The organism is Acidovorax sp., from assembly GCF_034519795.1.
GTDB lineage: Bacteria > Pseudomonadota > Gammaproteobacteria > Burkholderiales > Burkholderiaceae_C > Acidovorax.
Genome location: NZ_JAXHOB010000007.1, coordinates 132,624 through 154,964 on the forward strand (window position 1 = coordinate 132,624; position 22,341 = coordinate 154,964).

Consider the following 22,341-nt stretch of genomic DNA (forward strand, 5'->3'; position numbering starts at 1 on the left):
GGCTGCGCTCAGCCCCGCTGGCAATCGGCCACGAAGGCATCGAGCAGCGCGCCGAACTGCGCAGGGTTCTCCCACTGCACGGCATGGCCGGCGCCTTCCACCACCTGCACCTTGCCGCGCCACAGGGTAGGGATGGTGGGGGCCAACCCGTCGAGGTAGGCCGGGTTCACGATCTGCTCGTGCGCACCCTGCACGATGGCCAGCGGGCGGCCGATGGTGGCGACGATGTTCAGCTCATCCGCATAGCCCACGGTGCCTATGCCCGCTGCCAGCGAGGCGCGGGCGTGCCCGTCCGTGCGGCGGGCGTCCTGCAGCATGAAGTCGGCACCGGCCACGCCGGGCGCCATGTAGTCGGCCACCCAGGCGCGGGCGTCGTCCTCGGACCAGTCCTTGGCGAAGCCCAGGCCGAGCTTGAGGAAGGCACCGCCGAAATCCGCCGTGGGCGGAAACGGCAGGGGCGGTGTGCCGAAGACCATGAAACCCGCCGCCTGCGGCAGGCTGGCCGCAGCCTCCAGCACGGCATGCCCGCCCAGGCTCCAGCCCACGAACACGGCGTTCTCCACCCCCATCTGGCCGGCCACGGCGCGGACCACATCGGCATAGCCGGGAATGCTGTAGACCGTGCTGCGCACCATCTGCTCGGCATCGCTGGATTGGCCGTGGCCCGGCAGGTCCGGCGCGATCAGGCGGTACTTCCTGCCCAGCTCTCCCGTGAGCAGGGGCTCCCACACGCGCGACGAGGAGGAGTTGCCATGCACCAGCACCACGGCCGGGCCGCTGCCGCCGCTGTCGCGCACCGAGATGCGTTCGGAGCCGAGGGACAGCACACGGCTGGGCGATGGTCGGGCGTCGAAGGTCGAATCTGTGGACATGTGCTCGGGCTCCCCTGGCGGTTGGTTCATTGGACGAAAGGTGGCGCACCGTCGGTTCACCGCGGCCGCAAGAAGGTCTCGGCCAGCCGCACCCAGTAGGCGCCCCCCACCACGATGTTGCCATCGTGAAAATCGTAACCCGGATGGTGCACCATGCAGCCCCCGGGGGCATTGCCGTTGCCGATCTGCAGGTAGGAGCCCGGCACCTTCTCCAGCATGAAGGCGAAGTCCTCACTGGCCGGCAGGGCCGCTGCCTGCAGCGTCACGCGCTCCGGGCCCACCAGGTCCAGTGCCACCTCGTGCGCCAGCGCGGTCTCTGCAGGGCTGTTCACCAGCACGGCGTAGCCGGGCCGCCAGTCGAGCCGCGCCACCACGCCGTAGCCGCTGGCGGTGGCCTCCACCAGTGCGCGGATGCGTTGCTCCAGCAGCGCACGCACGCCGCTGTCCATGGCGCGCACGCTGATCTCCAGCACGGCGCTGGCCGGGATCACGTTGTTGGCCTGGCCGGCATGCAACGCGCCTACGGTCACCACGGCCATCTGCTGCGGGTCCACATTGCGCGAGACGATGGTCTGCAGCCCCATCACCAGGCTGGCTGCTGCCACCACGGGGTCGATGGCCGCGTGCGGCATGGCGCCGTGGCCGCCCACGCCCTCCAGGGTGATGGTGGCGTAGTCGCTCGATGCCATGGCCGGCCCCTCGCGCAGCAGCAGGTGGCCCTGCTCAACGCCGGGCATGTTGTGCATGGCAAACACCGCATCGCAAGGGTAGCGCTCGAACAGGCCGTCGGCCATCATGCGCAGCGCGCCGCCGCCGCCTTCCTCTGCGGGCTGGAAGACCAGGTTCAGCGTGCCGCTGAACTGGCCGTGCTCGGCCAGGTACCAGGCCGCCGCCATCAGCATGGCGGTGTGGCCGTCGTGCCCGCAGGCGTGCATCACGCCAGGGTGCGCGCTGCTCCAGGCGGCGCCCGTGGCCTCGGTGATGGGCAGGGCATCCATGTCCGCGCGCAGGCCCAGGCGCGGGCCCTGGCCGCGCACCAGCCTGCCTACCACCCCGGTGCCGCCGATGCCGCGCTCCACCGCATAGCCCCAGCGCTCCAGCCGCTCGGCTACCATCTCGGCCGTGCGCTGCTCCTCAAAGGCCAGCTCGGGGTGGCGGTGGATGTCGCGGCGCAGGGCGATGAACTCGCTGGCCCGCTCCTGCAGGGTGTCGAACAAGCTGCTGTTCATCGTCATTGCGGCTGCAGGTTGATGGAGCGGGCGATCTCGCGGTAGCGGGCCGTTTCGCTCTCGAAGAAGGCGGTGGATTCGGCCAGCGTCATCGCTGGCGATGCCACCATGGACTGCGCGGCCAGCTGGGTGTGCACGGTCGGGTCCTTGAGCGCGCGGCCAATGGCCTGGTGCAGGCGCTGTACCACGGGCTCGGGCGTCTTCTTGGGCACCATGAAGCCGGTCCAGATCTTGTATGAGAAGTTGGGCAGGGCCTTGCCCTCGCCCACCGTGGGAATGTTCTTGAGCATTTCCGAACGCTGCGCGCCCAGCTGGCCGATGATCTTCAGCCGCCCCTGGTCCGCCATGGCGCCCATCGCCGAGCTGTACACCAGCACCGCAAAGTCGAGCTGCCCGCCGCCCAGGTCCTGCAGCAAGGGCGCATTGCCCTTGTAGGGGATGTGCTGCATGGTGGTGTGCGTGGTCTGCTGCACCTTTTCCAGGATCAGGTGGTACAGCGAGCCGATGCCCACGCTGCCGTAGCTCAGCGGGTCCTTGCCCGGCGTGCGCGCCAGCGCGATCAGCTCGTCCACGCTGCTGACGCCCAGGTCCTTGCGCGTCACGAAGACCATGGCCGCGTCGGACACCGGGTGCACCAGGCGGAAGTCCTCCGTGCGCAGCTTCACCGCCGCATTGGCCAGCGGTGCCAGGATGGCCTCGTTGGGCGAGCCCTGGAAGATGTAGTAGCCATCGGCCGGCGCGGCCAGCACCTTCTGCGCGGCCATGGCGCCGGCTGCGCCGCCCAGGTTCTCCACGATCACCTGCTGGCCCAGCTCGCGGGTCATGGGGGTGTTGAGGATGCGGGCCATCGCGTCGGACGGGCCGCCCGCAGGGTAGGGCACCATCAGGCTTACCGGCTTGGCGGGGTAGGCGTTGGGGGCCTGTGCCAGGGTGGCCAAAGGGCTTGCGCCCAGTACCAGGCCCGTGAGCCCGGCCAGTGTGGCGAGCATGCGTTTCATCGCAATCGTTGTGTTCATTGATCGATCCCTTGCAGACAGATTGGTAAGCGGCCATGGCATCCCATGGTCTCCATTTCTTCGACACCCCTGGTTCCTCCACGCCTCTCTTGTCGGGGCTGTGGCAGGTCAGTCGGGCCATCTTAGGATTGGGTTATCTGCGCGTCCAATGCATTGCAAAGTGGGTTAGCATGAGTTGAAGTTATTCAATTTTCTTGCACCAGAAGGGGGCAATCGGCATGACTTTGGTGCAGCTTCGGCACTTCATTTCGCTGGCGCAGACCGGCTCGTTCAGCAAGTCGGCCGAGGCCATGCACCTCACGCAGCCCGCGCTCAGCCGCAGCATCCGCGCCATCGAGGACGAGCTCGGCCTGCCGCTGTTCGACCGCATCGGCCGGCGCAGCGAACTCACGCCGTTTGGCCGCCAGGTGCTGCAGCGCGCCCAGCGCCTGGTGGACGATGCGGCCGAGCTGCACGCGCTGGGCCAGCGCATGCAGCAGGGCGAGGGCGGCGCCATCCGCATCGGCCTGGGCTCGGGCCCCGGCGCCTTGCTGATGACGCCGCTGCTCATGCAGGTGGCCACGCGCCACCCGCAGCTCACGCTGGAAATCTCGCGCGGCAGCACCGACCGGCTGGTGCAGGCCCTGCGCGACCGCCAGCTCGACGCCCTGGTGATCGACGCCCGCTCGCTGCAGCCCGCCACCGACCTGCGCACCGAGCTGGTCTGCGAGATCCGCGGCTCCTTCATGGTCCGCCGGGGCCACCCGCTGCTGCGCAAGCGCGGCGGCGTGCGCTTCGAGATGCTCAAGGACTACCCCATCGCCTCGACCCCGCTCAGCGACGAGGTGGCACGCCGGCTCATGGAAACCTATGGCCCCGAGGCGCACCCCGCCGCCTGCGTGACCCTGCGCTGCGAAGAGATACCGAGCCTGGTCGAGGTGGTGCGCAAGAGCGACGCCATCCTGCTGGCCGTGCGCGCTGCCGCGCCCGACCTGGTGGAGCTGCCCATGGTGCCCGGGGAGATCACCACCGCGCTGTTCGGCCTGGTCACCCTGGCCGGCCGCGCCGAAGCCCCGGCCATGCCCATCGTGCGCACGCTGGTGCAGGAACTTCTGAAAGACTAGCCGCCCAGCATGCGAACTGCCAGGCCGGCCAGCGCACAGCCGGCCAGCAGCGGCAGCACCCCCAGCTTGAAGCGGAACAGCGCCACGCCGGCCAGCACGGTGATGGCGATGGAGGCGATGTCCACCCCTCCTGCAAAGCCCTGTGGCCACCACACGTGCCAGGCGAAGAACAGGGCGAGGTTCAGGATCACGCCCACCACGGCGGCGGTGATGGCCGTGAGCGGCGCCGTGAAGCGCAACTGGTTGTGCGTGGTCTCGATCAGCGGCCCGCCCGCCAGGATGAACACGAACGATGGCAGAAAGGTGAAGAAGGTCACCACTGTGGCCGCCAGAGCGCCGGACCAGAAGGCCGCATCGGGTCCGAGCACGTTGTGCAGCCAGCCGCCGAGAAAGCCCACGAAGGCCACCACCATGATCAGCGGGCCGGGCGTGGTCTCGCCCAGCGCCAGGCCATCGATCATCTGCCTGGCGTCGAGCCAGTGGTAGTGCTCCACCGCACCCTGGTACACGTAGGGCAGCACGGCATAGGCCCCGCCAAAGGTCAGCAGCGCCGCCTTGGTGAAGAACCAGCCCATCTGCGTGAGCGTGCCCTGCCAGCCCACCAGCGCCACCAGCACCCCCATGGCCGCCAGCCACAGGCCGCCGCCCACGGCCAGCACCTGCGCCAGGCGCTTGCGGCTGAACAGGGCATGGGCCGGCGTGGGTGTGTCGTCGTCGATCAGCGCGGGCCCATAGCCCCGCTGGGCGCTGCTGTGGCCTCCTGCCGCGAACAGCTGCGGCCAGCGCTGCCCGGCCACATGCCCGGCGAGCGCGGCCGCGAGCACGATGGCCGGGAAGGGCACGCTGAACGCCATGATGGCCACGAAGGCTGCCGCCGCCATGCCCCAGAGCCAGCGGTTCTGGAGCGCGCGCGTGCCGATGCGGTGCGCCGCATGCAGCACCAGCGCCGTCACCGCCGGCTTGATGCCGTAGAAGATGCCCTCCACCACCGGCAAATGCCCCCAGGCGATGTACACCCACGACAGCAGCACCAGCAGCACCAGCGAGGGCAGCACGAAGAGCCCGCCCGCCACCAGAGCGCCGCGCGTGCGGTGCATCAGCCAGCCGATGTAGGTGGCCAGCTGCTGCGCCTCGGGGCCGGGCAGCACCATGCAGTAGTTGAGCGCATGCAGAAAGCGCTTCTCGCTGATCCAGCGGCGCCGCTCCACCAGCTCGGTGTGCATGATCGCGATCTGCCCTGCCGGCCCGCCAAAACTGATGCAGCCCAGCTTGAGCCAGAACCACAGGGCCTGGGCGAAACCCACGTCGGCGGGGCGTGCGTCGGCGGCGGCGCCGCCCTTGTCGGCCAGCGTGGCCACGTTGCTCGTGTCGGTCATGTCATTCACATCGGTCATGCTGGCACGCCTTCGGGCACCCAGCGGTGGTTTTCCTGCGGTCCTGCGATCCCTTTGCGGCACCAGGCGTAGAGCGCGTCGTACACGGGCATGGCGGCCGCGAGCATACCCAGGTCGTCTCCGGCATGCAGCTGCGAGAGGCCAAGCGACACCGCCAGCAGCCCTGCGGCCTGCGGCGCCAGCTGCAGCTGGTCGGTATCGGCACCGCGCACGGTGCGGGCCAGCGCAGTCAGGGCCGGGTCGGCCTGCAGGCCAAACGCGGCCAGCAGCGCATCGAAGCTGCACAGCGCGCCCTCGTGCGTGATGGGCGCACCGGGAATGTCGTAGGCCACGGCATGGAGCCGCTGCGCCTCGGGCAGCACCTGCGCTGCTTCCACGTAGAGGAACTCCGCGCGCGGGTCGATGAAGCGGCGCACCAGCCAGGGGCAGGCAATGCGGTCGATCTTGGGCCGTGCGCGGGTGATCCAGCGCGAGGGCGCAGTGCCGTCCACGCCCAGGTCGGTGCGCTTGCGCAGCGCCAGGGGGCGCGCGGCCCGCCACAGGGCAATGTCCTGCAGGCTGTCCGCTCCAGGCTCGCCACCCTCGAACCCTCCCGCCAGGAAGCGGGCGTTCCAGCCCGCCTGCCGCAGCACGGCCGCTGCCTCCTGGCTCACGGCATGGCCATACACGCAGTACACGACGGCCTCACAGGGCGGGGCGTTGGCGGCCAGGGCGGCAATGTCTTCGGGTGTGCAGTGCCGCGCGCTGGCCAGCAGGTGCGTGCTCTCGGCAAAGCGGGGCTGCCGGCGCACATCCAGGATGAGCGGGGCCCCGGGCGTGCCGATGCGGGCGGCGAGGTCTTGGGGAAGAACGGAAAGGGGAAGGGCGTTGCCCATAGAGGTGTCCACGGATGACTCCGGCAAAGAGTGATCAGCGCTTGGATGGGACACCATCTATCCGTGAGGATTCGGGAGGCTGGGTTCCCGATGCGCAAATCTTACCAGGAGTGTTTGACGCACTCTCCGTCTCAAGCGCCGGCACCCCTAGGAGCGTGCGCGGCAGAAGGAGCATCGGCTGCAGCGCCCGACAAACCGGTCTCGCCGGGTATCACCTCCGGCGCCCAGGGGGCCACCCTGGGCTTGTCGGTACTACGCAGCGATCCTCGGTTTTCGGACGTTTCGCTTCGATGCCTTCTGCCGCGCACGCTCCTAGCCCCTCCAATGCACGTCCGTTCCGGGAAAACCCCTAACAAGTTGGTATTTCAACTAGTTGGTAAATCAACCATAATTTGACGCATATCAACACGACTTGCGAGCGCATTGCCACGCAGGCGTCCAACCCAGGAGACTCCCCATGAACCCGACCCGCCGCACCCTTGCCTGCGCGCTTCTTGCCGCATCCGGCCTGGCCCTTGCATCCACGCAGGCCATGGCGCAAAGCACTGCCGTCAAGGTGGGGGTGGTGGGGCCGTTCTCAGGGCCGTTCGCGCACTACGGCGCGCTGTTCAAGGCGGCGGTCGAGGCCTATGTGGCCAGCCAGGGCGGCAAGCTCGCGGGCAAGGACATCGAGTTCATCTACCGCGACACCGGCGGCCCCAACCCCGGCCAGACCAAGACCCTGGTGCAGGAGCTCATCGTCAAGGACAAGGTGGACTACCTGGGCGGCTTCGTCTTCACGCCCAACGCGCTGGCCGTGGCGCCGCTGATCCAGCAGTCGCAGACGCCCACCGTCATCTTCAACGCCGCCACCTCGGCCATCACCGAGAAGTCCGAGTACTTCATCCGCACCAGCTACACGCTGTGGCAGGTCACGGTGCCCATCGCCCAGTGGGCCGCCAAACAGGACATGAAGAAGGTGGTGACCGCCGTGACCGACTACGGCCCCGGCATCGACGCTGAAACCGCCTTCAAGGCCGAGTTCGCCAAGCAGGGCGGCACGGTGGTCGAGAGCATCCGCATGCCCATCGCCACCACCGACTTCGGCCCCTTCGTGCAGCGCATCAAGGCCAGTGGCGCGCAGGCCGTGTACACCTTCCTGCCCGGCGGCCCACCCAACCTGGGCTTCGTCAAGGCCTACAACGAGAACGGCCTGGCCAAGGCCGGCGTGCAGTTCCTGGGCACGGCCGAGACCGATGAGTTCGATCTGCAGAAGTTCGGCGACTCGGCCCTGGGCCTGACCACGGCGTTCCACTACTCGGGTGCCCATGACTCGCCCGAAAACAAGAAGTTCGTCGATGCCCTCAAGAAGCGCGACCCTGCTGCGGTCGCCAACTACGCCTCGGTGGGCGCGTGGGACGGCATGCACGTGATCCACAAGATGATCGAGGCCACCGGCGGCAAGAAGGATGGCGCCAAGGCCCTGGCCACCGCCCGCAGCCTGCAGTGGGAGAGCCCGCGCGGCCCGGTGCGCATCGACGCCAAGACCCGGCACATCACGCAGAACGTCTACCTGCGCAAGGTGGAGCGCGTGGGTGGCCAACTGGTCAACAAAGAGGTGCAGAGCTTCGGCCCGCACGGCGACTACGGGCTCGACAAGTAAGCCACGCACCCCCAGGTCTGCACTGAAGTCGCTGCCACCGTGAATACCTTTTTCAACATCCTGATCGACGGGCTGGCCTACGGCATGGTGCTGTTCGTCATTGCCGTCGGCCTGTCGGTCACGCTGGGCCTGATGCGTTTCGTCAACCTCAGCCATGGTGCCTTTGCCATGGTGGGTGGGTATTGCGCGGCCTGGCTCACCCGCGAGGCGCAGTGGAGCTTCTGGCTGGCCGTGCCCCTGGCGATTGCCGCCACCGCGCTGCTGGGCGCCGTGCTCGAAGCGCTGGTGCTGCGCCACCTGTACCGCCGCAAGGAGCTGGACCAGGTGCTCTTCACCATCGGCCTGAGCTTTGTGCTGATCGCCGCCACCAACGCCATTGCCGGCCCGCAGGTGCAGCTCATCGTGCTGCCCCCGCTGCTGGCCGGCTCGGTGGACCTGGGCTTTCGCACGCTGCCGGCGCAGCGCCTGCTGGTGATCGGTGCCGGGCTGGCCGTGGCAGCGGCCGCTGCGTGGACGGTGACGCGCACCCGCTTCGGCGTGTGGCTGCGTGCTGCGGTGGACCACAGCGGCACTGCATCCACCCTGGGCATACCGATCCGCACCGTGCAGTGCGCCAGCTTTGCGGCCGGTGCCGCGCTGGCCGGCTTCGGCGGCATCCTGGGTGCCGAGCTCATGCCGCTGGAGCCGTACTACGCCCTCAAGTACCTGGTGCTGGTGCTCGTGGTGGTGGCCGTGGGCGGCATGGGCAGCATTGCCGGCTCGCTGGCTGCCGCCGTGCTGCTGGGCACCATCGAGACCGCCAGCCGCTACCTGGCGTCCGAATGGGGCAGCCTGTTCTTCTTTGTCGCCATGGCTGCACTGCTGGCCTGGCGCCCCCATGGTCTCCTGAAGCGATGAACCACCCCACCATGACCCATCCTGTGCAAGCCGCCGCTGCCGTGGCCACGCCCGCGCAGCCTGCCCAGTCGGCACCGCGCTGTGCGCCTGCCTGGCGCGCCCCCCTGCTGCTGCTGGTCGCGGGCCTGGCGGCCTGCGCCATGTTCCCCGACCAGTTGGGGCTCATCACGCGCATCTTCATCACCGGCCTGTTCGTGCTCTCGCTCGACCTGGTGGTGGGTGTGGCGGGCCTGGCCACGCTGGGGCATGCAGCGCTGTTCGGCCTGGGGGCGTACGCGGCCGGCATCTTTGCGCTGCATGCACATGCCGACCCGTTGCTGGGCCTGGGCGTGGGCATGGCGGCAGGCGCCCTCACGGCGCTGGTCTCGGGCGCCTTTCTGCTGCGCTACCAGGGCTTCACCTTTCTCATGCTGACGGTGGCGGTCTCGCAGATCGTGCTGAGCCTGGTACAGAAGGCGCGCGACTGGACGGGCGGCGACGATGGCCTCTCGGGCTTTGCCATGGCGCCGCTGCTGGGCCGCTTTGCGTTTGACCTCGAGGGCAAGGTGGCTGCCGTGTATTCGCTGGTGGTGCTGGTGTTGCTGTTCTATGTCGCGCAGCGCATCGTGCAGTCGCCGTTTGGCCTGGCCGTGCGCGGCATCCACGAAAACCGCGCCCGCATGGCCGCGCTGGGCACGCCCGTGTTCCACCGCCTGTGGCTGCTTTACACGGTGGCGGGTGCACTGGCGGGTGCCGCAGGCGCCCTGTCGGCCCAGACCAATGCGGTGGTGGGCACCGACAGCCTCTCGTTCGCGCTCTCGGCCGAGGCCCTGGTCATGCTCATCCTGGGCGGGGCAGGGCAGTTGACGGGTGCGCTGGTGGGGGCGGCGGTGTTCACGCTGCTGCACCACACGGCCGCGTCCATCAACCCCTACCACTGGCTCTTCGTGGTGGGCGGCCTGCTGATGCTGGTGGTGCTGGTGCCGCCCGCAAAGGCCTGGGCCTGGCTGCGCCAGCGCGCGGGAGGTGTGCGATGAGCGGCCATGCCATCTCCGATACGCTGCTCGACGTGCAGGCGCTGGACAAGCGCTTCGCCGGGCTGCACGTCACGCGCAATGTCTCCTTTCAGCTGCGCGCGGGCGACCGGCTGGCGCTGATCGGCCCCAACGGTGCGGGCAAGACCACGCTGGTCAACCAGATCAGCGGCGTGCTGGAACCCAGTGCTGGCCAGATCTGGCTGCGTGGTGCCGACGTCACCCGCACCAGCCAGGCCCAGCGCGTGCGCGCCGGGCTGGCCCGCACCTTCCAGATCACCACGCTGGCGCCGCACTTTGCGGTGCAGCGGCAGATCGAGCTGGCGCTGTTCGAGCGCGAAGGACTCACGGGCCGCCTGTGGCGCAGCATCGACGGCTACCCCGCGCTGCAGGCCGAGGCCCAGGACATCCTGGCCCGCTTCGGGCTGCAGGCCCATGCCGCCACGGCCACACAGGACCTGGCCTATGGCGAGCAGCGCCTGATCGAGATGGCGCTGGCGCTGGCCCTGCGCCCCAAGGTGCTGCTGCTCGACGAGCCCATGGCCGGCGTGCCCAAGGGCGATGGCGCACGGCTGCTGGCCGCACTGGCCGCGCTGCCCGGCGACCTGGCTGTGCTCATCATCGAGCACGACATGGACCTGGTGTTCCGCTTTGCCAACCGCATCGTGGTGCTGGCCGAAGGCGCCGTGCTGGCCGATGGCTCGCCCGACGAAATCCGCCGCGACCCGCGCGTGCGCGCCGCCTATTTAGGAGTCTGAGCACCATGAACGCATCTCCTGTTCTGAGCCTGCAGAACGTGGTGGCCGGCTACGGCCCCACCACCGTGCTGGACGGCCTGTCCTTCGACGTCCACGCCGGCGAGCGCCTGGCCATGATCGGCCGCAACGGCGTGGGCAAGACCACCGCGCTGCGCGCCGTGATGGGCCTGGTGCCCTTGCGCAGCGGCAGCCTCACTTTCATGGGGCAGGACATTGCCGCACTGCTGCCGCACCAGCGTGCCGAGCGGGGCCTGGGCTATGTGCCGCAGACGCGCGACATCTTCCCCTCGCTGACGGTGGAAGAGAACCTGTTGGCCGGCCTCAAGCGCCGCCCGCGCAGCGCGCTCGACGAGGCCTACGCCCTGTTCCCGCGCCTGGCCGAACGCCGGCGCAACGGCGGCACCCAGCTGTCGGGCGGCGAGCAGCAGATGCTGTCGGTGGCGCGCGCGCTGCTGGGCCGGCCCACGCTGCTGCTGCTCGACGAACCGCTGGAGGGCCTGGCCCCGCTGATCCGCCAGGAGTTGCTGCGCGCCTTTGCCCACATGGCGCAGCAGACCGGCATCGCCACCATCATCGTGGAGCAGCAGGTGGACGAAGCCCTGCGCTACGCCCAGCGCGCCGTGGTGCTGGACCATGGCACGGTGGTGCATGAAGCCGGCGCCGCCGAACTGCTGCAAGACGAAGCTACGCTAGAGCGTTGGGTGGGCATGGCCGTCCACTGACAACCCTCTTACTCCGTATTGAATCGACTATGACCAAAAAGAAAGCCAGCAAGCCTTCCGACGTGCAGCTCCCCGACGCGCAGAGCGTGGTGGACCTGGAGCGCTACGTACCGGCCTACCTGACCTGGATCGCCAACAAGCTCTCGCGCGGGGCCTCGCAGCACTACCTGGAAATTTTCGACGTGGGCATCGAGACCTGGCGCTGCCTGGTGCTGCTGGCCATCGAGGGTTCCATCTCGGCCCAGCAGGTGTCCAAGGTGATCGGCATGGACAAGGGCTCGGTGAGCCGCTGCTTCAAAGGCATGCAGGAGCGCGGGCTGATCACCACCGAGCTGGACAAGACCGATGGCCGCCTGCGCATCGCCGTGCTCACACCCGAAGGCCGCGCGCTGCACGGCCAGATCATGGGCATGGCGCTGGAGCGCGAGCGCGCCTTCCTGTCCGTGCTGGACCAGGGCGAAGTGGACCTGCTGCTGAGCATGCTGCGCCGCCTGCACGAGAACCTGCCTGCGGTGGATGCCGCCACGCAGGACTATGCGAAGAAACACTTTCCCAAGCCCGCCGGCCAGCGCAAGGCCGGCGGCTGAGACAACCCGGCGACCACGCCGCCCCCACCATGAACGCAATGCAAGTCATCGTCCGCAGCCGGCGCGCAGAAGCCGAAGGCATCTGCAGCTTCGAGCTGGTGCACCCCGAGGGGCTGGCCCTGCCGGCCTTCACGGCCGGCGCCCACATCGATGTGCACGTGGCTCCTGGCCTGGTGCGCCAGTATTCGCTGTGCAACCACCCGGCCACCGTTGACCACTACCGCATTGCCGTGCTGCGCGAAGCGGCATCGCGCGGTGGCTCGGTCGGCATGCATGAGCAGGTGCAGGTGGGCCAGGCGCTTACCATCAGCGCGCCGCGCAACCATTTCGGGCTGGCGCCGGGTGCACGCCGCAGCCTGCTGCTGGCCGGGGGCATCGGCATCACGCCCCTCTGGGCCATGGCGCAGGCGCTGCACAGCGCGGGGGAAAGCTTTGCCCTGCACTACTGCGGGCGGGCCGCCGCCCGCATGGCCTTTGTGCCCGACATGGCGCAGGCCCCGTTTGCCGCCCAGGTGCAGGTGCATGCCGACGATGGCCCCGAGGCCCAGCGCTTTGATGCGGACGCAGTGCTGGCCCACCCCGAGGCCGGCACCCATCTCTACGTGTGCGGCCCCGCCGGCTTCATGAACCATGTGCTCGACACCGCGCGCCGCCATGGCTGGCCCGAGGCACAGCTACACCGCGAGTTCTTTGCCGGCACCGCCACTGCGCTCGCATCGGACGGCAGCTTCGGCGTGCGCCTGGACCGCTCCGGCCAGACGTTCCAGATCCCTGCGGGAAAGAGCGTGATCGAGGTGCTCGTGGCCGAGGGCATCGATGTGCCGTACTCCTGCGAATCGGGCGTGTGCGGCACCTGCCTGACCCGGGTGCTCGAAGGCGTGCCCGAGCACCGCGACACCTTTCTGACCGAGGCCGAGCGTGCGGCCAATGACCAGTTCACCCCGTGCTGCTCCAGGGCGTGCACACCGCTGCTGGTGCTCGATCTCTGAGCGCCACCCACCATCCCTGACGACAAGAGGAGACATCCCATGAACACCGCCACCGCCTGCATCCCCTTGAGCGAGATCAAGACCAAGCCCTCCACCAGCGCCGCAGCCCCGGACCCCGGCCGTTTCCCGCTCGATCAGTGGTATGTGGCCGGCTTCTCGTCCGAGCTCGCGGACCAGCCCCTGGCGCGCACCTTCCTGGGCCAGAAGGTGGTGCTGTTCCGCACCGGGGCCGGGCAGGTGGCTGCGCTGGAGGACCGCTGCTGCCACCGCTCTCTGCCCCTGTCGTGCGGCACCGTGGAGGGCGCGGGCGTGCGCTGCGGCTACCACGGCATGCTGTATGCGCCCAGCGGCCAGTGCATCGAGATCCCCGGCCAGGAGCGCATTCCCTACAAAGCCAAGGTCCGGGCCTACCACGTGGTCGAGAAGAACCAGATCGTCTGGATCTGGATGCCCAAGACCGAGGGCGCCGAGCCGACCAGAACCCCGCCCGACTACCCCTACCACGACGACCCTCGCTATAAATTCGGCAGCGGCAACTACCACTACCAGGCGCCCTGGCAGCTCATCCACGACAACCTGCTGGACCTGAGCCACCTGGGCTATGTGCACCTCAAGACCATCGGCGGCAATGCACGCCTGCACATGAACGCCGAGATGAAGGTCACTTCCGAAGGCGACAGTGTCAAGGTCGTGCGCCTCATGCCCGGCTCCACGCCGCCGCCCACCTACAAGGCCGCCTGGCCCTTTGGCGAGCAGTGCGACCGCTGGCAGGAGATCGAGTTCGACGTGAGCCACCTGCGCATCTGGACCGGCGCCGTGGAGCCTGGCACCGATTCCATCGAAGACCCCGGGCGCGGTGGCTTTCACATGCGCGGCTTTCACGGCATCACGCCCGAGACCGACGACACCTGCCACTACTTCTGGAGCATGTCGAGCACCAAGCACCCCGACATGCCCGACAACATCGAGGCCGTGATCGAGCAGACCGCCTTCACCTTCGACGAAGACCGCGCGATCATCGAGGCCCAGTACCGCAACATGCTGCAGTTCGGCGAGCGCGCCACCTGGACCGACATCCACGTGGACGTGGGCGGCAACCGGGCGCGGCGCATCGTGGCCAAGCTGCTGGAGCAGCAGCAGGCCCCCGCTGCATAGCGGGCCACACGCCTGGCCCCGGCGGGGCTGGGTGGTGCGGTGCAGGCGTGGCGGGGGAATCCACTGTGGCTAACATGGACGTCCTTTCTGCCTTCCCGCTTCTGTCCCCATGCACATCGAACAAGCCACCGCCGAAGATCTGGATGAGGTGGTCTCCACCCTTGCGGAGGCTGCGCAATGGCTGCAGCGCGATGGCCGGCCCTTGTGGTCGCCTGCAGACTATGGCCAGGAGCGCATCCTGCGTGATACCGCTGCCGGCGCCTACTGGGTCGCCCGGAGTGGGCCTGTGCCAGGGCAGGGCGGTACGGTGGCAGGCGTCATGCGCCTGGACCTGGAAGACCCGCACTGCTGGCCCGAGATCGTCGCGGGAAGTTCCGTCTACCTGCACAAGCTGGCTGTCCGCCGCGCCTGGGCGGGACAGGGCGTTTCAACGGCCTTGCTGCGTTGTGCGCGCGAGCGCACGCAAGCCCTGCAGCGACCCTGGCTGCGCCTGGATTGCGTTGCGGATCGGCAGGGGCTGCGCTCGCTTTACGAGGGTTTCGGCTTCGTGTTGCACAGCGAGGTCTCCAAAGAGAACTGGGCGCTGGCGCGGTACGAAATGGCGGTTGCGGGGTAGGAGGTTTTCAGAGGCCCCGGGCGCTCATGCCGCGCCCGGTCCCCCCAGCACCATCGCATTCCACTCCCGCAGCGTCCTCTCTTTTTCCTCGGACGACAGTTCCTCGGCCTCTTCGCGCCGCAGCAATTGCTCCAGCATGGGCAGCAGGTCCTTGCGCTGCGATTGCTGCTGCAGAGGTTCCTCCATGGTTTCCACCACCTTGTTGAACTCCACCTTGATCGTGCGCAGGAATTGCGAAGCAGCCTGTGTGAGCAGGGCGCGCACGGGCTTGTCCTTCTCGTAGGCCAGCTCCATGCGGGTGCTGCTGTGGTCTTCGACCTGGGTGTAGTAGTAGTTCTGGGTGGCCGAGTCCGAGCTGAGTTCGGGCTCGCTCCGCGAGCGCAGCGAGCGGTGGAAGCCGGCGCTCAGGTCGGAGGTTTGCGTCTGCGTGATGGCGCGGTTGGCGGCAGAGCCGCCCGAGATCTGGGTCGACTGGCCGATCCGGTAGTCGAAGATGTCGATCTCGTTGGTGCGGCGCGGGTTGACAGCGCGCCGGTTGGTCACGATGGAGGCGTTGAAGTCCGCCATGCCCGTGAGCAGGCTGCGGTCCTCCTCGCTGAAGGCGTCGGCATCGCGGGTGATGTCCGCTGGCCGCACCCTCGTGAGGCCGCTGGCCTTGTCGCTGTCCCCGTAGCCGCCGTGCAGGGCCGCGAAGGAGGACTTGAACAGGTCCACCAGCTCCTGGTTGCCGTTGCCGCGCTCGGCCGCCTTGTCCACACGGCTGAGGTACTGCTGCACGGCCCGGGCCTTTTGCTCGGCGCTGCCCCAGATGGCGCTCTGGCGCAGGTCGGTCTTCACGGTGGCCGTGCCCTTCAGGGTCTTGAGCTCGATCTCGCGGCTGTCGGCGCTGGCCGTGAAGCGCGTGCCCAGCACCATGGCTCGCTCGCCCTGGTCGTTCAGGCCATAGACCTCGCTCTTGAGCTCCACCCGCGTCAGGAGCTTGCTGTCGAACTTCATCAGGCCGTCGAGGTTCACCAGCGGCGGCTCCCGCGTCAGGCCTTCCATGGCTTCATCGAAACCCTTGGCCAGGGACTGCAGCGCCTGCTGCTCCTGGGGCGTGAGGTCGCCCTCGACGTCGATCTGCACCGCCATGCCCGCGCCCGTGCTGACCGGAAGGCGCTGGTCGGCAAGGGAAATGCGCACCGAGGCGCCCGACTGGGTCTTGATCGTCAGCGCGGCGCTGGCGCTGGGGCTGGAGCGGATGGCCCATTGCGCATCGGCCGCCTTGCCCTGGATCTTGTCGGGCGAGTAAGCCGCTGCCACATTCACGATGGTCTGACGGTAGCTGGCACCCGTGCTGGCCACCTGTTCCAGCAGGGCCGAGCCCAGGCCGGCAAAGCGGGCGCTCTGGCTGGTGGCACTGGCGTTGCGGCCGATGATCTGGTCCACGGCCGTGGTGGGGGCCTGCTCCCAGACCTGCATCCGCCCGTTGCGGGTCTGCAGGTTCGCCAATGCCTCGTAGGTCACGTTCACGGTCTGCAGAGACGATGGGTACTGCGTGACATGGAGAAATCGGGTGTCGCCCGAGGCCGCAGCCGCCGGGGCCAGGGGTGCGGAGGCGGTGAAGCCCGTCGCTGTGACGGCTGCTGCGTCCGCGCCACTGGAGGGGAGGGCAAGGGCTGGGCTCTGTGCGGTGGCGGTCTTGGTGGTGGCGCTCTGTGTGGCCAGGGCTGCTGTCGGAGAAGAAAGAAGACTGACGGCGCTCATTTTCTGGTTCTTGGTTTGTTGATGCGGTTCCGGCTGTTATCGGCAGGGCTTGAGATAACTGAAGCGGGGCGATCTGCTGTCACACAGCGGCGCGCGCATCCGGAGGAGACCGAGGCGCTTTGGCCATTTCTCGATCGAACTGCTGGAGGAGAAGGGGGCTTCAGCGGTTCATCGAGGATGCGTTTGCCGGCGTTGCATGGGCCCGCCGGCGCTCAAGGCCTGGCAATGAACGCCTGCTTGCCCTGCCGGTCGAAGCCTGCGGATTCATAGAACCGCAGCGTGGCCTCGTCCTGGCGCCCGGTCATCAGCATCACCTTGTAGCAGCCCTGCGCCCATGCAAAGACCAGGGCATCGTGCAGCGTGGCTCGGGCGTACCCGTGCCGGCGGTGATCGGCATGGGTCACCACGTTCTCGATCAGCCCGTAGGGGCGGCCACCGCGCGTCAGGTTGGGCACGATGGTGATGGTGCAACTGGACACCAGTTGGCCGTCCACATAGGCACCCAGGTACCGGTAGCGCTTGCTGCCCAGCAACTCGTTCCAGATCTGCTCCAGTGCGTCGGCATCGGGCAGCGGTTCATGGCTGGCATGCAGGTGGGCATAGAGCGCCAGCAACTGCGGGAGCTCGGAGCGTGCGATGGGGCGGATCTCCATGCCCGCATTCTTGCACCGACGGCTCATCCCACCCGCCGTACCGCAAACCACTCCCCCAGAAAATCCGCCAGCGCCCGCGTCTTGGCCGACAGGTCGCTCTTGGTCGGGTACACCAGTGTCACGTCCGCTGCGGGCAGTGCCCAGCCCGGCAGCACCTGCCGCAGCCGGCCTGAGGCGAGGTAGGGCGCCACGTCCCAGTGCGAGCGCATGAGCACGCCATGCCCGTCCAGCGCCCAGGTGGTGGCCGCTGCGCCGTCGTTGGTGCTGAGCATGCCGCGCACCTTCACGGTCTCTTGTCTGTCGCCCTGGTGCAGGTGCCAGGTGCCATAGGTTTCGTCGCTCTCGCGGATCACGATGCAGTGGTGCGCCAGCAGGTCGGCCGGCTGCGTGGGCTCGCCCGCCTGCGCCAGGTAGGCGGGCGACGCGCACAGCATGCGCTGGTTGGCCATGAGGCGGCGGGCCGTGAGGCGCGAGTCGGGCAGGTCGCCAAAGCGCACGGCGGCGTCGAAGCCTTGCTCCACCAGGTTCACAGGGCGGTCGGTCAGGTGCAGTTGCACCTCCACCTCGGGGTAGGCACGCGCAAAGGCCGACAGGGCCGGCGCAATGTGCACTCGGCCAAAGCCCAGCGTGGCGGCCAGCTTGAGCAGGCCGCGCGGCGAGCTGCGCGCGCCGGCCACCGTGCGCTCCAGCGCCTCCAGGTCGCCGAGGATGCGGGCGCCGTCCAGCAGGTAGGTCTCGCCCTCTGGCGTGAGGTGGATGCGCCGGGTGGTGCGGTGCAGCAGGCGCACGCCCAGCCGGTGCTCCAGCTGGGCCAGGCGCCGGCTGACCGCAGGCGGGGTGATGCCCATCTGCTGCGCGGCAGCGGCCAGGCTGCCTTCCTTCATGAGCAGGGCAAAGAAGCGCAGGTCCGAAAAGCCATCCATGGGTGCTTGATTCGTGCTTTGAATTTATGAATGAAGTAATTTTGACGGTATTTATGGCTTTGCACATCACTCATAAGATCCAACCCACAACAAATAACCACCTGCAGGAGACAAACCATGACTGATTCCACTATCCCGCTCCCATCCCGCCGAATGGCTGCCGCTGCAGTCGCCGCAGCCACGCTGGCCGTGTTTGCGCCACCGGCCGCCCTGGCCCAGGCGGCTGGCTACCCCAACAAGGCCATCAAGCTCGTGGTCCCCTATGCCCCGGGCGGCAGTGCCGACATCGCCGCGCGCCTGGTCACGGACGAGTGGGGCAAGGCCCTGGGCGGCTCGCTGTTCATCGAGAACAAGGGCGGTGCCGGCGGCAACATCGGTGTGGACATGGTGGCCAAGGCCGCACCGGATGGCTACACCATCGGCCTGCAGACCGTGTCGCTGGCCATCAACCCCAGCCTCACCGCGAAGATGCCCTACGACACCCTGAAGGACCTGGCGCCCATCGGCCTCGTGGCCAGCTCGCAGCATGTGCTGGTGGTCAACAATGCGCTGCCGGCCAAGAACATCAAGGAACTGGTGGCGTTGCTCAAGGCCAGGCCGGGGCAGTACTCCTACGGCTCGGCGGGGGCAGGCAGCACCTTCCACATGTCGGCCGAACTCTTCAAGGCTGTGGCGGGCACGCCCATCGTGCACATCCCCTACCGGGGCGGTGGCCCGGCCATGATCGACACCATGTCCGGCCAGGTGGCGCTGAGCTTTCCCGTGCTGTCGGCTGCGCAGCCGCATGTGCAGGCGGGCAAGCTCAGGGCCCTGGGCGTCACCGGACCCAAGCGCTCGGCGCTGATGCCCGACGTGCCCACCATTGCCGAGGCGGGCCTGCCCGGCTACGCTTTCGAAACCTGGTTCATCGTGTTCGCGCCGGCCGGCACGCCCAAGCCCGTCATCGACCGGCTCAACACCACGCTGAACCAGGCGCTCAACACCCCGGCGCTCAAGGAGCGCATGGCCAAGGACGGCTTCGACCCCACGCCCTCGACCCCCGAGCAGGCCCGCGCCCGGCTTGAAAAGGAAATGCCGCAGTGGGCCACATTGATCAAGGAGCGGGGCATCACCGCCGAATAGACCCCGCCGCAGTTCCAACGACACCCATGACCACGACGACCCCGCTTTTCCCCGGCTTCACCCCCCACCGCGTGCCCACGCCCGACGGGCAGCACATCCACGCGCTGGTAGGCGGCACGGGCCCGGCCCTGCTGCTGTTGCACGGGCACCCGCAGACCTCGGCCATCTGGCACAAGGTGGCGCCGGTGCTGGCGCAGCACTTCACGCTGGTGCTGGCGGATTTGCGGGGCTATGGCGACTCTGCCAAACCTGCCGGTGATACGGAGCATGCCCTTTACAGCAAGCGCACCATGGCCGCCGACATGCTGGCGGTGATGCAGCACCTGGGCCACCCGCGCTTTACCGTGCTGGCCCATGACCGGGGTGCGCGCGTGGCGCACCGCCTGGCAGCGGACCACCCGGCGGCCGTGCAGCGCATGGTGCTGCTGGACATCGCCCCCACGCTGGCCATGTACGAGCAGGCCAACGACGCCTTCGCGCGCGCCTACTGGCACTGGTTCTTCTTGATCCAGCCCGCACCGCTGCCCGAGCGCCTGATCGAGGCCGACCCGGCCGCCTATGTGCGCGACGTGATGGGCCGGCGCAGCGCGGGCCTGGCCCCGTTCGACCCACGCGCCCTGGCCGAGTACGTGCGCTGCCTGGCCCTGCCCGGCACCGCCCACGGCATCTGCGAGGACTACCGCGCCGCCGCCGGCATCGACCTGGTGCACGACCGGGCCGACCGCGATGCCGGCCGCCAACTCGCCATGCCGCTGCTGGCCCTGTGGGGCGAGCAGGGCGTGGTGCACCAGTGTTTCAAGCCCCTGGCCGAATGGCAGCGCGTGGCGGCCGACGTGCGCGGCCATGCGCTGCCCTGCGGGCACTACATCGCTGAGGAAGCGCCCGATGCGCTGCTCGAAGCGGCGCTGCCCTTCCTGCTGGCCGGCCAGTAAAAACGATATCTCCCCCCGATGACCATGACCACCCCCACGACGCTCTACCGGAAGCTGGTCGCATCGCACACCGTGGCCGTTCTGGACGAACAGAACGTGCTGCTCTTTTGCGACCTGCACCTGATGAACGAATACACCAGTCCCCAGGCCTTTGCCGGCCTGCACGAGGCCGGGCGCGGCGTGCCCGTGCCGGGGCAGAACGTGGCGGTGGTGAGCCACATCATCCCCACGCACCCGGTGCGCTGGCGCACCATCCAGGACCCGCCCTCGGCGCTGCAGGCCAGCAACCTCAAGGCCAACTGCGACCGCCACGGCATCCCGCTGTTCGACACCAACGACCCGCTGCAGGGCATCGAGCACGTGATCGCGCCCGAGCACGGCATGGTGCGCCCGGGCATGGTCATCATCTGCGGCGACAGCCACACCACCACCTACGGTGCCTTGGGCGCTTTGGGCTTCGGCATCGGCACATCGGAGGTCGAGCATGTGCTGGCCACCCAGACCCTGGTCTACCGCCTGGCCAAGGACATGCGCATTCGCGTGGACGGCACGCTGCCCACGGGCACCACGGCCAAGGACCTGATCCTCATGGTCGTCAGCCGCATCGGTGCGCAGGGCGCGCGCGGCTACGTGGTGGAGTTCTGCGGCAGCGCCATCAGTGCGCTGTCGGTGGAGGCGCGCTTCACGCTGTGCAACATGGCGGTGGAGGCGGGCGCGCGCGGCGCGCTGATCGCGCCCGACACCACCGCTATCGACTACGTGCTGGCCAAGGCCCCCGACATCGCCGGTGACATGCGGGCGCAGGCCCTGGCCCACTGGGCCATGCTGCGCAGCGACGACGGTGCTGCGTTCGACGTGGAGCATGTGTTCGACGCCAGCGCCGTGGCCCCCTTCGTCACCTGGGGCACCAGCCCTGACCAGGCCATGGCCATCAACGCCACCGTGCCCCGGCCCGAGGACATCGCCGACGCCGTGCAGCGCAGCAGCGCCGAGCAGGCCCTGCGCTACACCGCGCTCACCAGTGGCCAGCCGCTGGCGGGCGTGCCGGTGCAGCATGTGTTCATCGGCTCGTGCACCAACGCGCGCATCGAGGATCTGCGCGAGGTCGACCGCATCGTCGGTAGCCGCCATGTGGCCAGCGGCGTGCGCGCCATGGTCGTGCCCGGCTCGGGCGCCGTGAAGGCCCAGGCCGAGGCCGAGGGCATTGCCGCGCGCCTGATGGCCGCCGGCTTCGAATGGCGCCAGCCCGGCTGCTCCATGTGCCTGGCCATGAACGACGACGTGCTGGCCCCCGGCCAGCGCTGCGCGTCCACCACCAACCGCAATTTCGAGGGGCGGCAGGGCCGGGGCGCCATCACCCACCTGATGAGCCCGGCCATGGCCGCTGCCGCCGCGATCACTGGCTGCATCACGGACGTCAGGACTCTGGAGGTGACTGCATGACCGCCGACAACAACAACACCACCGTGTGTGGCCAGGCGGCCCTGCTCGACATCGCCAACCTCGACACCGACCAGATCATGCCCAAGCAGTTCCTGCGTGGCATCGACAAGGCGGGCCTGGCGCCCGGCCTGCTGTACGACCTGCGCTTTGACGGCACGGGCCAGCTGCGGCCCGACTTCGTGCTCAACCAGCCGGCGTTTGCCGGCACCGACGTGCTGCTGGCCGGCAGCAACTACGGCTGCGGCTCCAGCCGCGAGCATGCCGTGTGGGGCATGCAGCAGTACGGCTTCAAGGCCGTGGTGGCATCGAGCTTTGGCGAGATCTTCTACTCCAACGCCATGAACAACCGCCTGCTGCTGGCCATGGTGAGCGAGCCTGATGCCCAGGCTTTCATGCAGGAGGCGCGGGCTGCAGCCGGCCCGCTGGGCATGGATATCGATGTGGAGCAGCGCCAAGTGCGCACGGCAGGGCACAGCGCACCGTTCACCATTTCCGAGCGGCATCGGCGCATGTTCCTCGACGGGCTGGACGTGATCGGTGCGTCGCTGACCTACCAGGACCAGATCAGCGCCTTTGCCGCGCAGCACTGGGCGGCGCAACCCTGGGTGAAGGATGTGGCGCGGCTGACACGGGAGCGGCTGGGGGCGTGAGCGC

The 22,341-nt window shown here is 68.6% G+C and carries 22 protein-coding genes; 14 read left to right on the forward strand and 8 right to left on the reverse strand.

Annotation, left to right across the window (positions count from 1 at the left end; genetic code table 11):
* Window positions 1-8 precede the first annotated feature (8 nt).
* The 3 genes from U5N23_RS06830 to U5N23_RS06840 are packed head-to-tail and all read right to left on the reverse strand — an operon-like array spanning window position 9 to window position 3,117.
* Window positions 9-872, reverse strand: coding sequence for an alpha/beta hydrolase (locus tag U5N23_RS06830; RefSeq protein ID WP_322592052.1), 864 nt, complete (start codon window positions 870-872; stop codon window positions 9-11).
* A 56-nt stretch (window positions 873-928) separates the two neighbouring features.
* Window positions 929-2,101: a M20 aminoacylase family protein gene (locus tag U5N23_RS06835; RefSeq protein WP_322592053.1), complete on the reverse strand. Its 1,173-nt coding sequence runs from the start codon at window positions 2,099-2,101 to the stop codon at window positions 929-931.
* Between the two features lie 2 nt (window positions 2,102-2,103).
* A complete protein-coding gene (locus U5N23_RS06840) occupies window positions 2,104-3,117 on the reverse strand; it encodes a tripartite tricarboxylate transporter substrate binding protein (protein ID WP_322592054.1) in 1,014 nt (337 codons plus the stop codon).
* 218 nt (window positions 3,118-3,335) lie between these two features.
* On the opposite strand from U5N23_RS06840, the gene U5N23_RS06845 reads away from it, so the two are divergent.
* The gene (locus U5N23_RS06845; protein ID WP_057206917.1) at window positions 3,336-4,220 is read left to right on the forward strand and encodes a LysR family transcriptional regulator; all 885 of its coding nucleotides are present in this window, start codon (window positions 3,336-3,338) and stop codon (window positions 4,218-4,220) included.
* On the opposite strand, the gene chrA is transcribed toward U5N23_RS06845, so the two are convergent.
* Both chrA and U5N23_RS06855 read right to left on the reverse strand, forming a co-directional pair.
* The gene (gene chrA / locus U5N23_RS06850; RefSeq protein ID WP_416208588.1) at window positions 4,217-5,596 is read right to left on the reverse strand and encodes a chromate efflux transporter; all 1,380 of its coding nucleotides are present in this window, start codon (window positions 5,594-5,596) and stop codon (window positions 4,217-4,219) included. The two genes, U5N23_RS06845 and chrA, sit on opposite strands and share 4 nt — an antisense overlap.
* Window positions 5,597-5,610: 14 nt before the next feature.
* Window positions 5,611-6,501 (reverse strand): chromate resistance protein ChrB domain-containing protein, encoded by an 891-nt coding sequence (locus U5N23_RS06855; protein ID WP_322592056.1) that lies wholly within the window; start codon window positions 6,499-6,501, stop codon window positions 5,611-5,613.
* 445 nt (window positions 6,502-6,946) lie between these two features.
* Between U5N23_RS06855 and U5N23_RS06860 the strand changes: the two genes are divergently transcribed.
* From U5N23_RS06860 to U5N23_RS06900, 9 genes are all read left to right on the forward strand, one after another.
* A complete protein-coding gene (locus tag U5N23_RS06860; protein WP_322592057.1) occupies window positions 6,947-8,131 on the forward strand; it encodes an ABC transporter substrate-binding protein in 1,185 nt (394 codons plus the stop codon).
* A 39-nt stretch (window positions 8,132-8,170) separates the two neighbouring features.
* Window positions 8,171-9,028: a branched-chain amino acid ABC transporter permease gene (locus U5N23_RS06865; RefSeq protein WP_322592058.1), complete on the forward strand. Its 858-nt coding sequence runs from the start codon at window positions 8,171-8,173 to the stop codon at window positions 9,026-9,028.
* An 11-nt stretch (window positions 9,029-9,039) separates the two neighbouring features.
* The gene (locus U5N23_RS06870; RefSeq protein WP_322592059.1) at window positions 9,040-10,044 is read left to right on the forward strand and encodes a branched-chain amino acid ABC transporter permease; all 1,005 of its coding nucleotides are present in this window, start codon (window positions 9,040-9,042) and stop codon (window positions 10,042-10,044) included.
* Entirely contained in the window at window positions 10,041-10,799 is a 759-nt protein-coding gene (locus U5N23_RS06875; RefSeq protein ID WP_322592060.1) for an ABC transporter ATP-binding protein, read from the forward strand. Before U5N23_RS06870 ends, U5N23_RS06875 begins: the two co-directional genes overlap by 4 nt.
* Before the next feature lie 5 nt (window positions 10,800-10,804).
* Window positions 10,805-11,521 carry an ABC transporter ATP-binding protein gene (locus U5N23_RS06880; protein ID WP_322592061.1) on the forward strand — a complete coding sequence of 239 codons (717 nt, stop codon included), beginning with the start codon at window positions 10,805-10,807 and terminating at the stop codon, window positions 11,519-11,521.
* A 29-nt stretch (window positions 11,522-11,550) separates the two neighbouring features.
* A complete protein-coding gene (locus U5N23_RS06885) occupies window positions 11,551-12,108 on the forward strand; it encodes a MarR family winged helix-turn-helix transcriptional regulator (protein ID WP_322592062.1) in 558 nt (185 codons plus the stop codon).
* Window positions 12,109-12,137: 29 nt separating this feature from the next.
* The gene (locus tag U5N23_RS06890) at window positions 12,138-13,097 is read left to right on the forward strand and encodes a PDR/VanB family oxidoreductase (RefSeq protein ID WP_322592063.1); all 960 of its coding nucleotides are present in this window, start codon (window positions 12,138-12,140) and stop codon (window positions 13,095-13,097) included.
* Between the two features lie 39 nt (window positions 13,098-13,136).
* Window positions 13,137-14,252: an aromatic ring-hydroxylating dioxygenase subunit alpha gene (locus U5N23_RS06895; protein WP_322592064.1), complete on the forward strand. Its 1,116-nt coding sequence runs from the start codon at window positions 13,137-13,139 to the stop codon at window positions 14,250-14,252.
* Window positions 14,253-14,361: 109 nt separating this feature from the next.
* A complete protein-coding gene (locus U5N23_RS06900) occupies window positions 14,362-14,868 on the forward strand; it encodes a GNAT family N-acetyltransferase (RefSeq protein WP_322592065.1) in 507 nt (168 codons plus the stop codon).
* Window positions 14,869-14,892: 24 nt separating this feature from the next.
* Here the strand turns inward: U5N23_RS06900 and U5N23_RS06905 are convergent, their stop codons facing one another.
* From U5N23_RS06905 to U5N23_RS06915, 3 genes are all read right to left on the reverse strand, one after another.
* Window positions 14,893-16,614 carry a hypothetical protein gene (locus tag U5N23_RS06905; protein WP_322592066.1) on the reverse strand — a complete coding sequence of 574 codons (1,722 nt, stop codon included), beginning with the start codon at window positions 16,612-16,614 and terminating at the stop codon, window positions 14,893-14,895.
* A gap of 212 nt (window positions 16,615-16,826) precedes the next feature.
* Window positions 16,827-17,267, reverse strand: a complete 441-nt coding sequence (locus U5N23_RS06910) for a GNAT family N-acetyltransferase (protein WP_322592067.1) — start codon at window positions 17,265-17,267, stop codon at window positions 16,827-16,829.
* Between the two features lie 23 nt (window positions 17,268-17,290).
* Window positions 17,291-18,190: a LysR family transcriptional regulator gene (locus tag U5N23_RS06915; protein ID WP_322592068.1), complete on the reverse strand. Its 900-nt coding sequence runs from the start codon at window positions 18,188-18,190 to the stop codon at window positions 17,291-17,293.
* Window positions 18,191-18,343: 153 nt separating this feature from the next.
* Here U5N23_RS06915 and U5N23_RS06920 point away from each other — a divergent pair, with 153 nt between their 5' ends.
* Genes U5N23_RS06920 through leuD form a run of 4 tightly spaced genes read left to right on the forward strand, consistent with a single transcriptional unit; the run spans window position 18,344 to window position 22,337 of the window.
* The gene (locus tag U5N23_RS06920; RefSeq protein ID WP_322592347.1) at window positions 18,344-19,312 is read left to right on the forward strand and encodes a tripartite tricarboxylate transporter substrate binding protein; all 969 of its coding nucleotides are present in this window, start codon (window positions 18,344-18,346) and stop codon (window positions 19,310-19,312) included.
* Between the two features lie 26 nt (window positions 19,313-19,338).
* Window positions 19,339-20,244, forward strand: a complete 906-nt coding sequence (locus U5N23_RS06925) for an alpha/beta hydrolase (RefSeq protein ID WP_322592069.1) — start codon at window positions 19,339-19,341, stop codon at window positions 20,242-20,244.
* A gap of 24 nt (window positions 20,245-20,268) precedes the next feature.
* The gene (gene leuC / locus U5N23_RS06930; protein WP_322592070.1) at window positions 20,269-21,687 is read left to right on the forward strand and encodes a 3-isopropylmalate dehydratase large subunit; all 1,419 of its coding nucleotides are present in this window, start codon (window positions 20,269-20,271) and stop codon (window positions 21,685-21,687) included.
* The gene (gene leuD, locus U5N23_RS06935) at window positions 21,684-22,337 is read left to right on the forward strand and encodes a 3-isopropylmalate dehydratase small subunit (RefSeq protein ID WP_322592071.1); all 654 of its coding nucleotides are present in this window, start codon (window positions 21,684-21,686) and stop codon (window positions 22,335-22,337) included. The genes leuC and leuD overlap by 4 nt, the downstream gene beginning before the upstream one ends.
* Window positions 22,338-22,341 lie beyond the last annotated feature (4 nt).

Excerpts from the sequence above, each read along its gene's own strand:
- U5N23_RS06830 (WP_322592052.1), bottom strand. The coding sequence starts at position 872 with ATGTCCACAGATTCGACCTTCGACGCCCGACCATCGCCCAGCCGTGTG.
- U5N23_RS06835 (WP_322592053.1), bottom strand. The coding sequence starts at position 2,101 with ATGAACAGCAGCTTGTTCGACACCCTGCAGGAGCGGGCCAGCGAGTTC.
- U5N23_RS06840 (WP_322592054.1), bottom strand. The coding sequence starts at position 3,117 with ATGAACACAACGATTGCGATGAAACGCATGCTCGCCACACTGGCCGGG.
- U5N23_RS06845 (WP_057206917.1), top strand. The coding sequence starts at position 3,336 with ATGACTTTGGTGCAGCTTCGGCACTTCATTTCGCTGGCGCAGACCGGC.
- chrA (WP_416208588.1), bottom strand. The coding sequence starts at position 5,596 with ATGACCGACACGAGCAACGTGGCCACGCTGGCCGACAAGGGCGGCGCC.
- U5N23_RS06860 (WP_322592057.1), top strand. The coding sequence starts at position 6,947 with ATGAACCCGACCCGCCGCACCCTTGCCTGCGCGCTTCTTGCCGCATCC.
- U5N23_RS06870 (WP_322592059.1), top strand. The coding sequence starts at position 9,040 with ATGACCCATCCTGTGCAAGCCGCCGCTGCCGTGGCCACGCCCGCGCAG.
- U5N23_RS06875 (WP_322592060.1), top strand. The coding sequence starts at position 10,041 with ATGAGCGGCCATGCCATCTCCGATACGCTGCTCGACGTGCAGGCGCTG.
- U5N23_RS06880 (WP_322592061.1), top strand. The coding sequence starts at position 10,805 with ATGAACGCATCTCCTGTTCTGAGCCTGCAGAACGTGGTGGCCGGCTAC.
- U5N23_RS06885 (WP_322592062.1), top strand. The coding sequence starts at position 11,551 with ATGACCAAAAAGAAAGCCAGCAAGCCTTCCGACGTGCAGCTCCCCGAC.
- U5N23_RS06890 (WP_322592063.1), top strand. The coding sequence starts at position 12,138 with ATGAACGCAATGCAAGTCATCGTCCGCAGCCGGCGCGCAGAAGCCGAA.
- U5N23_RS06895 (WP_322592064.1), top strand. The coding sequence starts at position 13,137 with ATGAACACCGCCACCGCCTGCATCCCCTTGAGCGAGATCAAGACCAAG.
- U5N23_RS06900 (WP_322592065.1), top strand. The coding sequence starts at position 14,362 with ATGCACATCGAACAAGCCACCGCCGAAGATCTGGATGAGGTGGTCTCC.
- U5N23_RS06905 (WP_322592066.1), bottom strand. The coding sequence starts at position 16,614 with ATGAGCGCCGTCAGTCTTCTTTCTTCTCCGACAGCAGCCCTGGCCACA.
- U5N23_RS06910 (WP_322592067.1), bottom strand. The coding sequence starts at position 17,267 with ATGGAGATCCGCCCCATCGCACGCTCCGAGCTCCCGCAGTTGCTGGCG.
- U5N23_RS06915 (WP_322592068.1), bottom strand. The coding sequence starts at position 18,190 with ATGGATGGCTTTTCGGACCTGCGCTTCTTTGCCCTGCTCATGAAGGAA.
- U5N23_RS06920 (WP_322592347.1), top strand. The coding sequence starts at position 18,344 with ATGGCTGCCGCTGCAGTCGCCGCAGCCACGCTGGCCGTGTTTGCGCCA.
- U5N23_RS06925 (WP_322592069.1), top strand. The coding sequence starts at position 19,339 with ATGACCACGACGACCCCGCTTTTCCCCGGCTTCACCCCCCACCGCGTG.
- leuC (WP_322592070.1), top strand. The coding sequence starts at position 20,269 with ATGACCACCCCCACGACGCTCTACCGGAAGCTGGTCGCATCGCACACC.
- leuD (WP_322592071.1), top strand. The coding sequence starts at position 21,684 with ATGACCGCCGACAACAACAACACCACCGTGTGTGGCCAGGCGGCCCTG.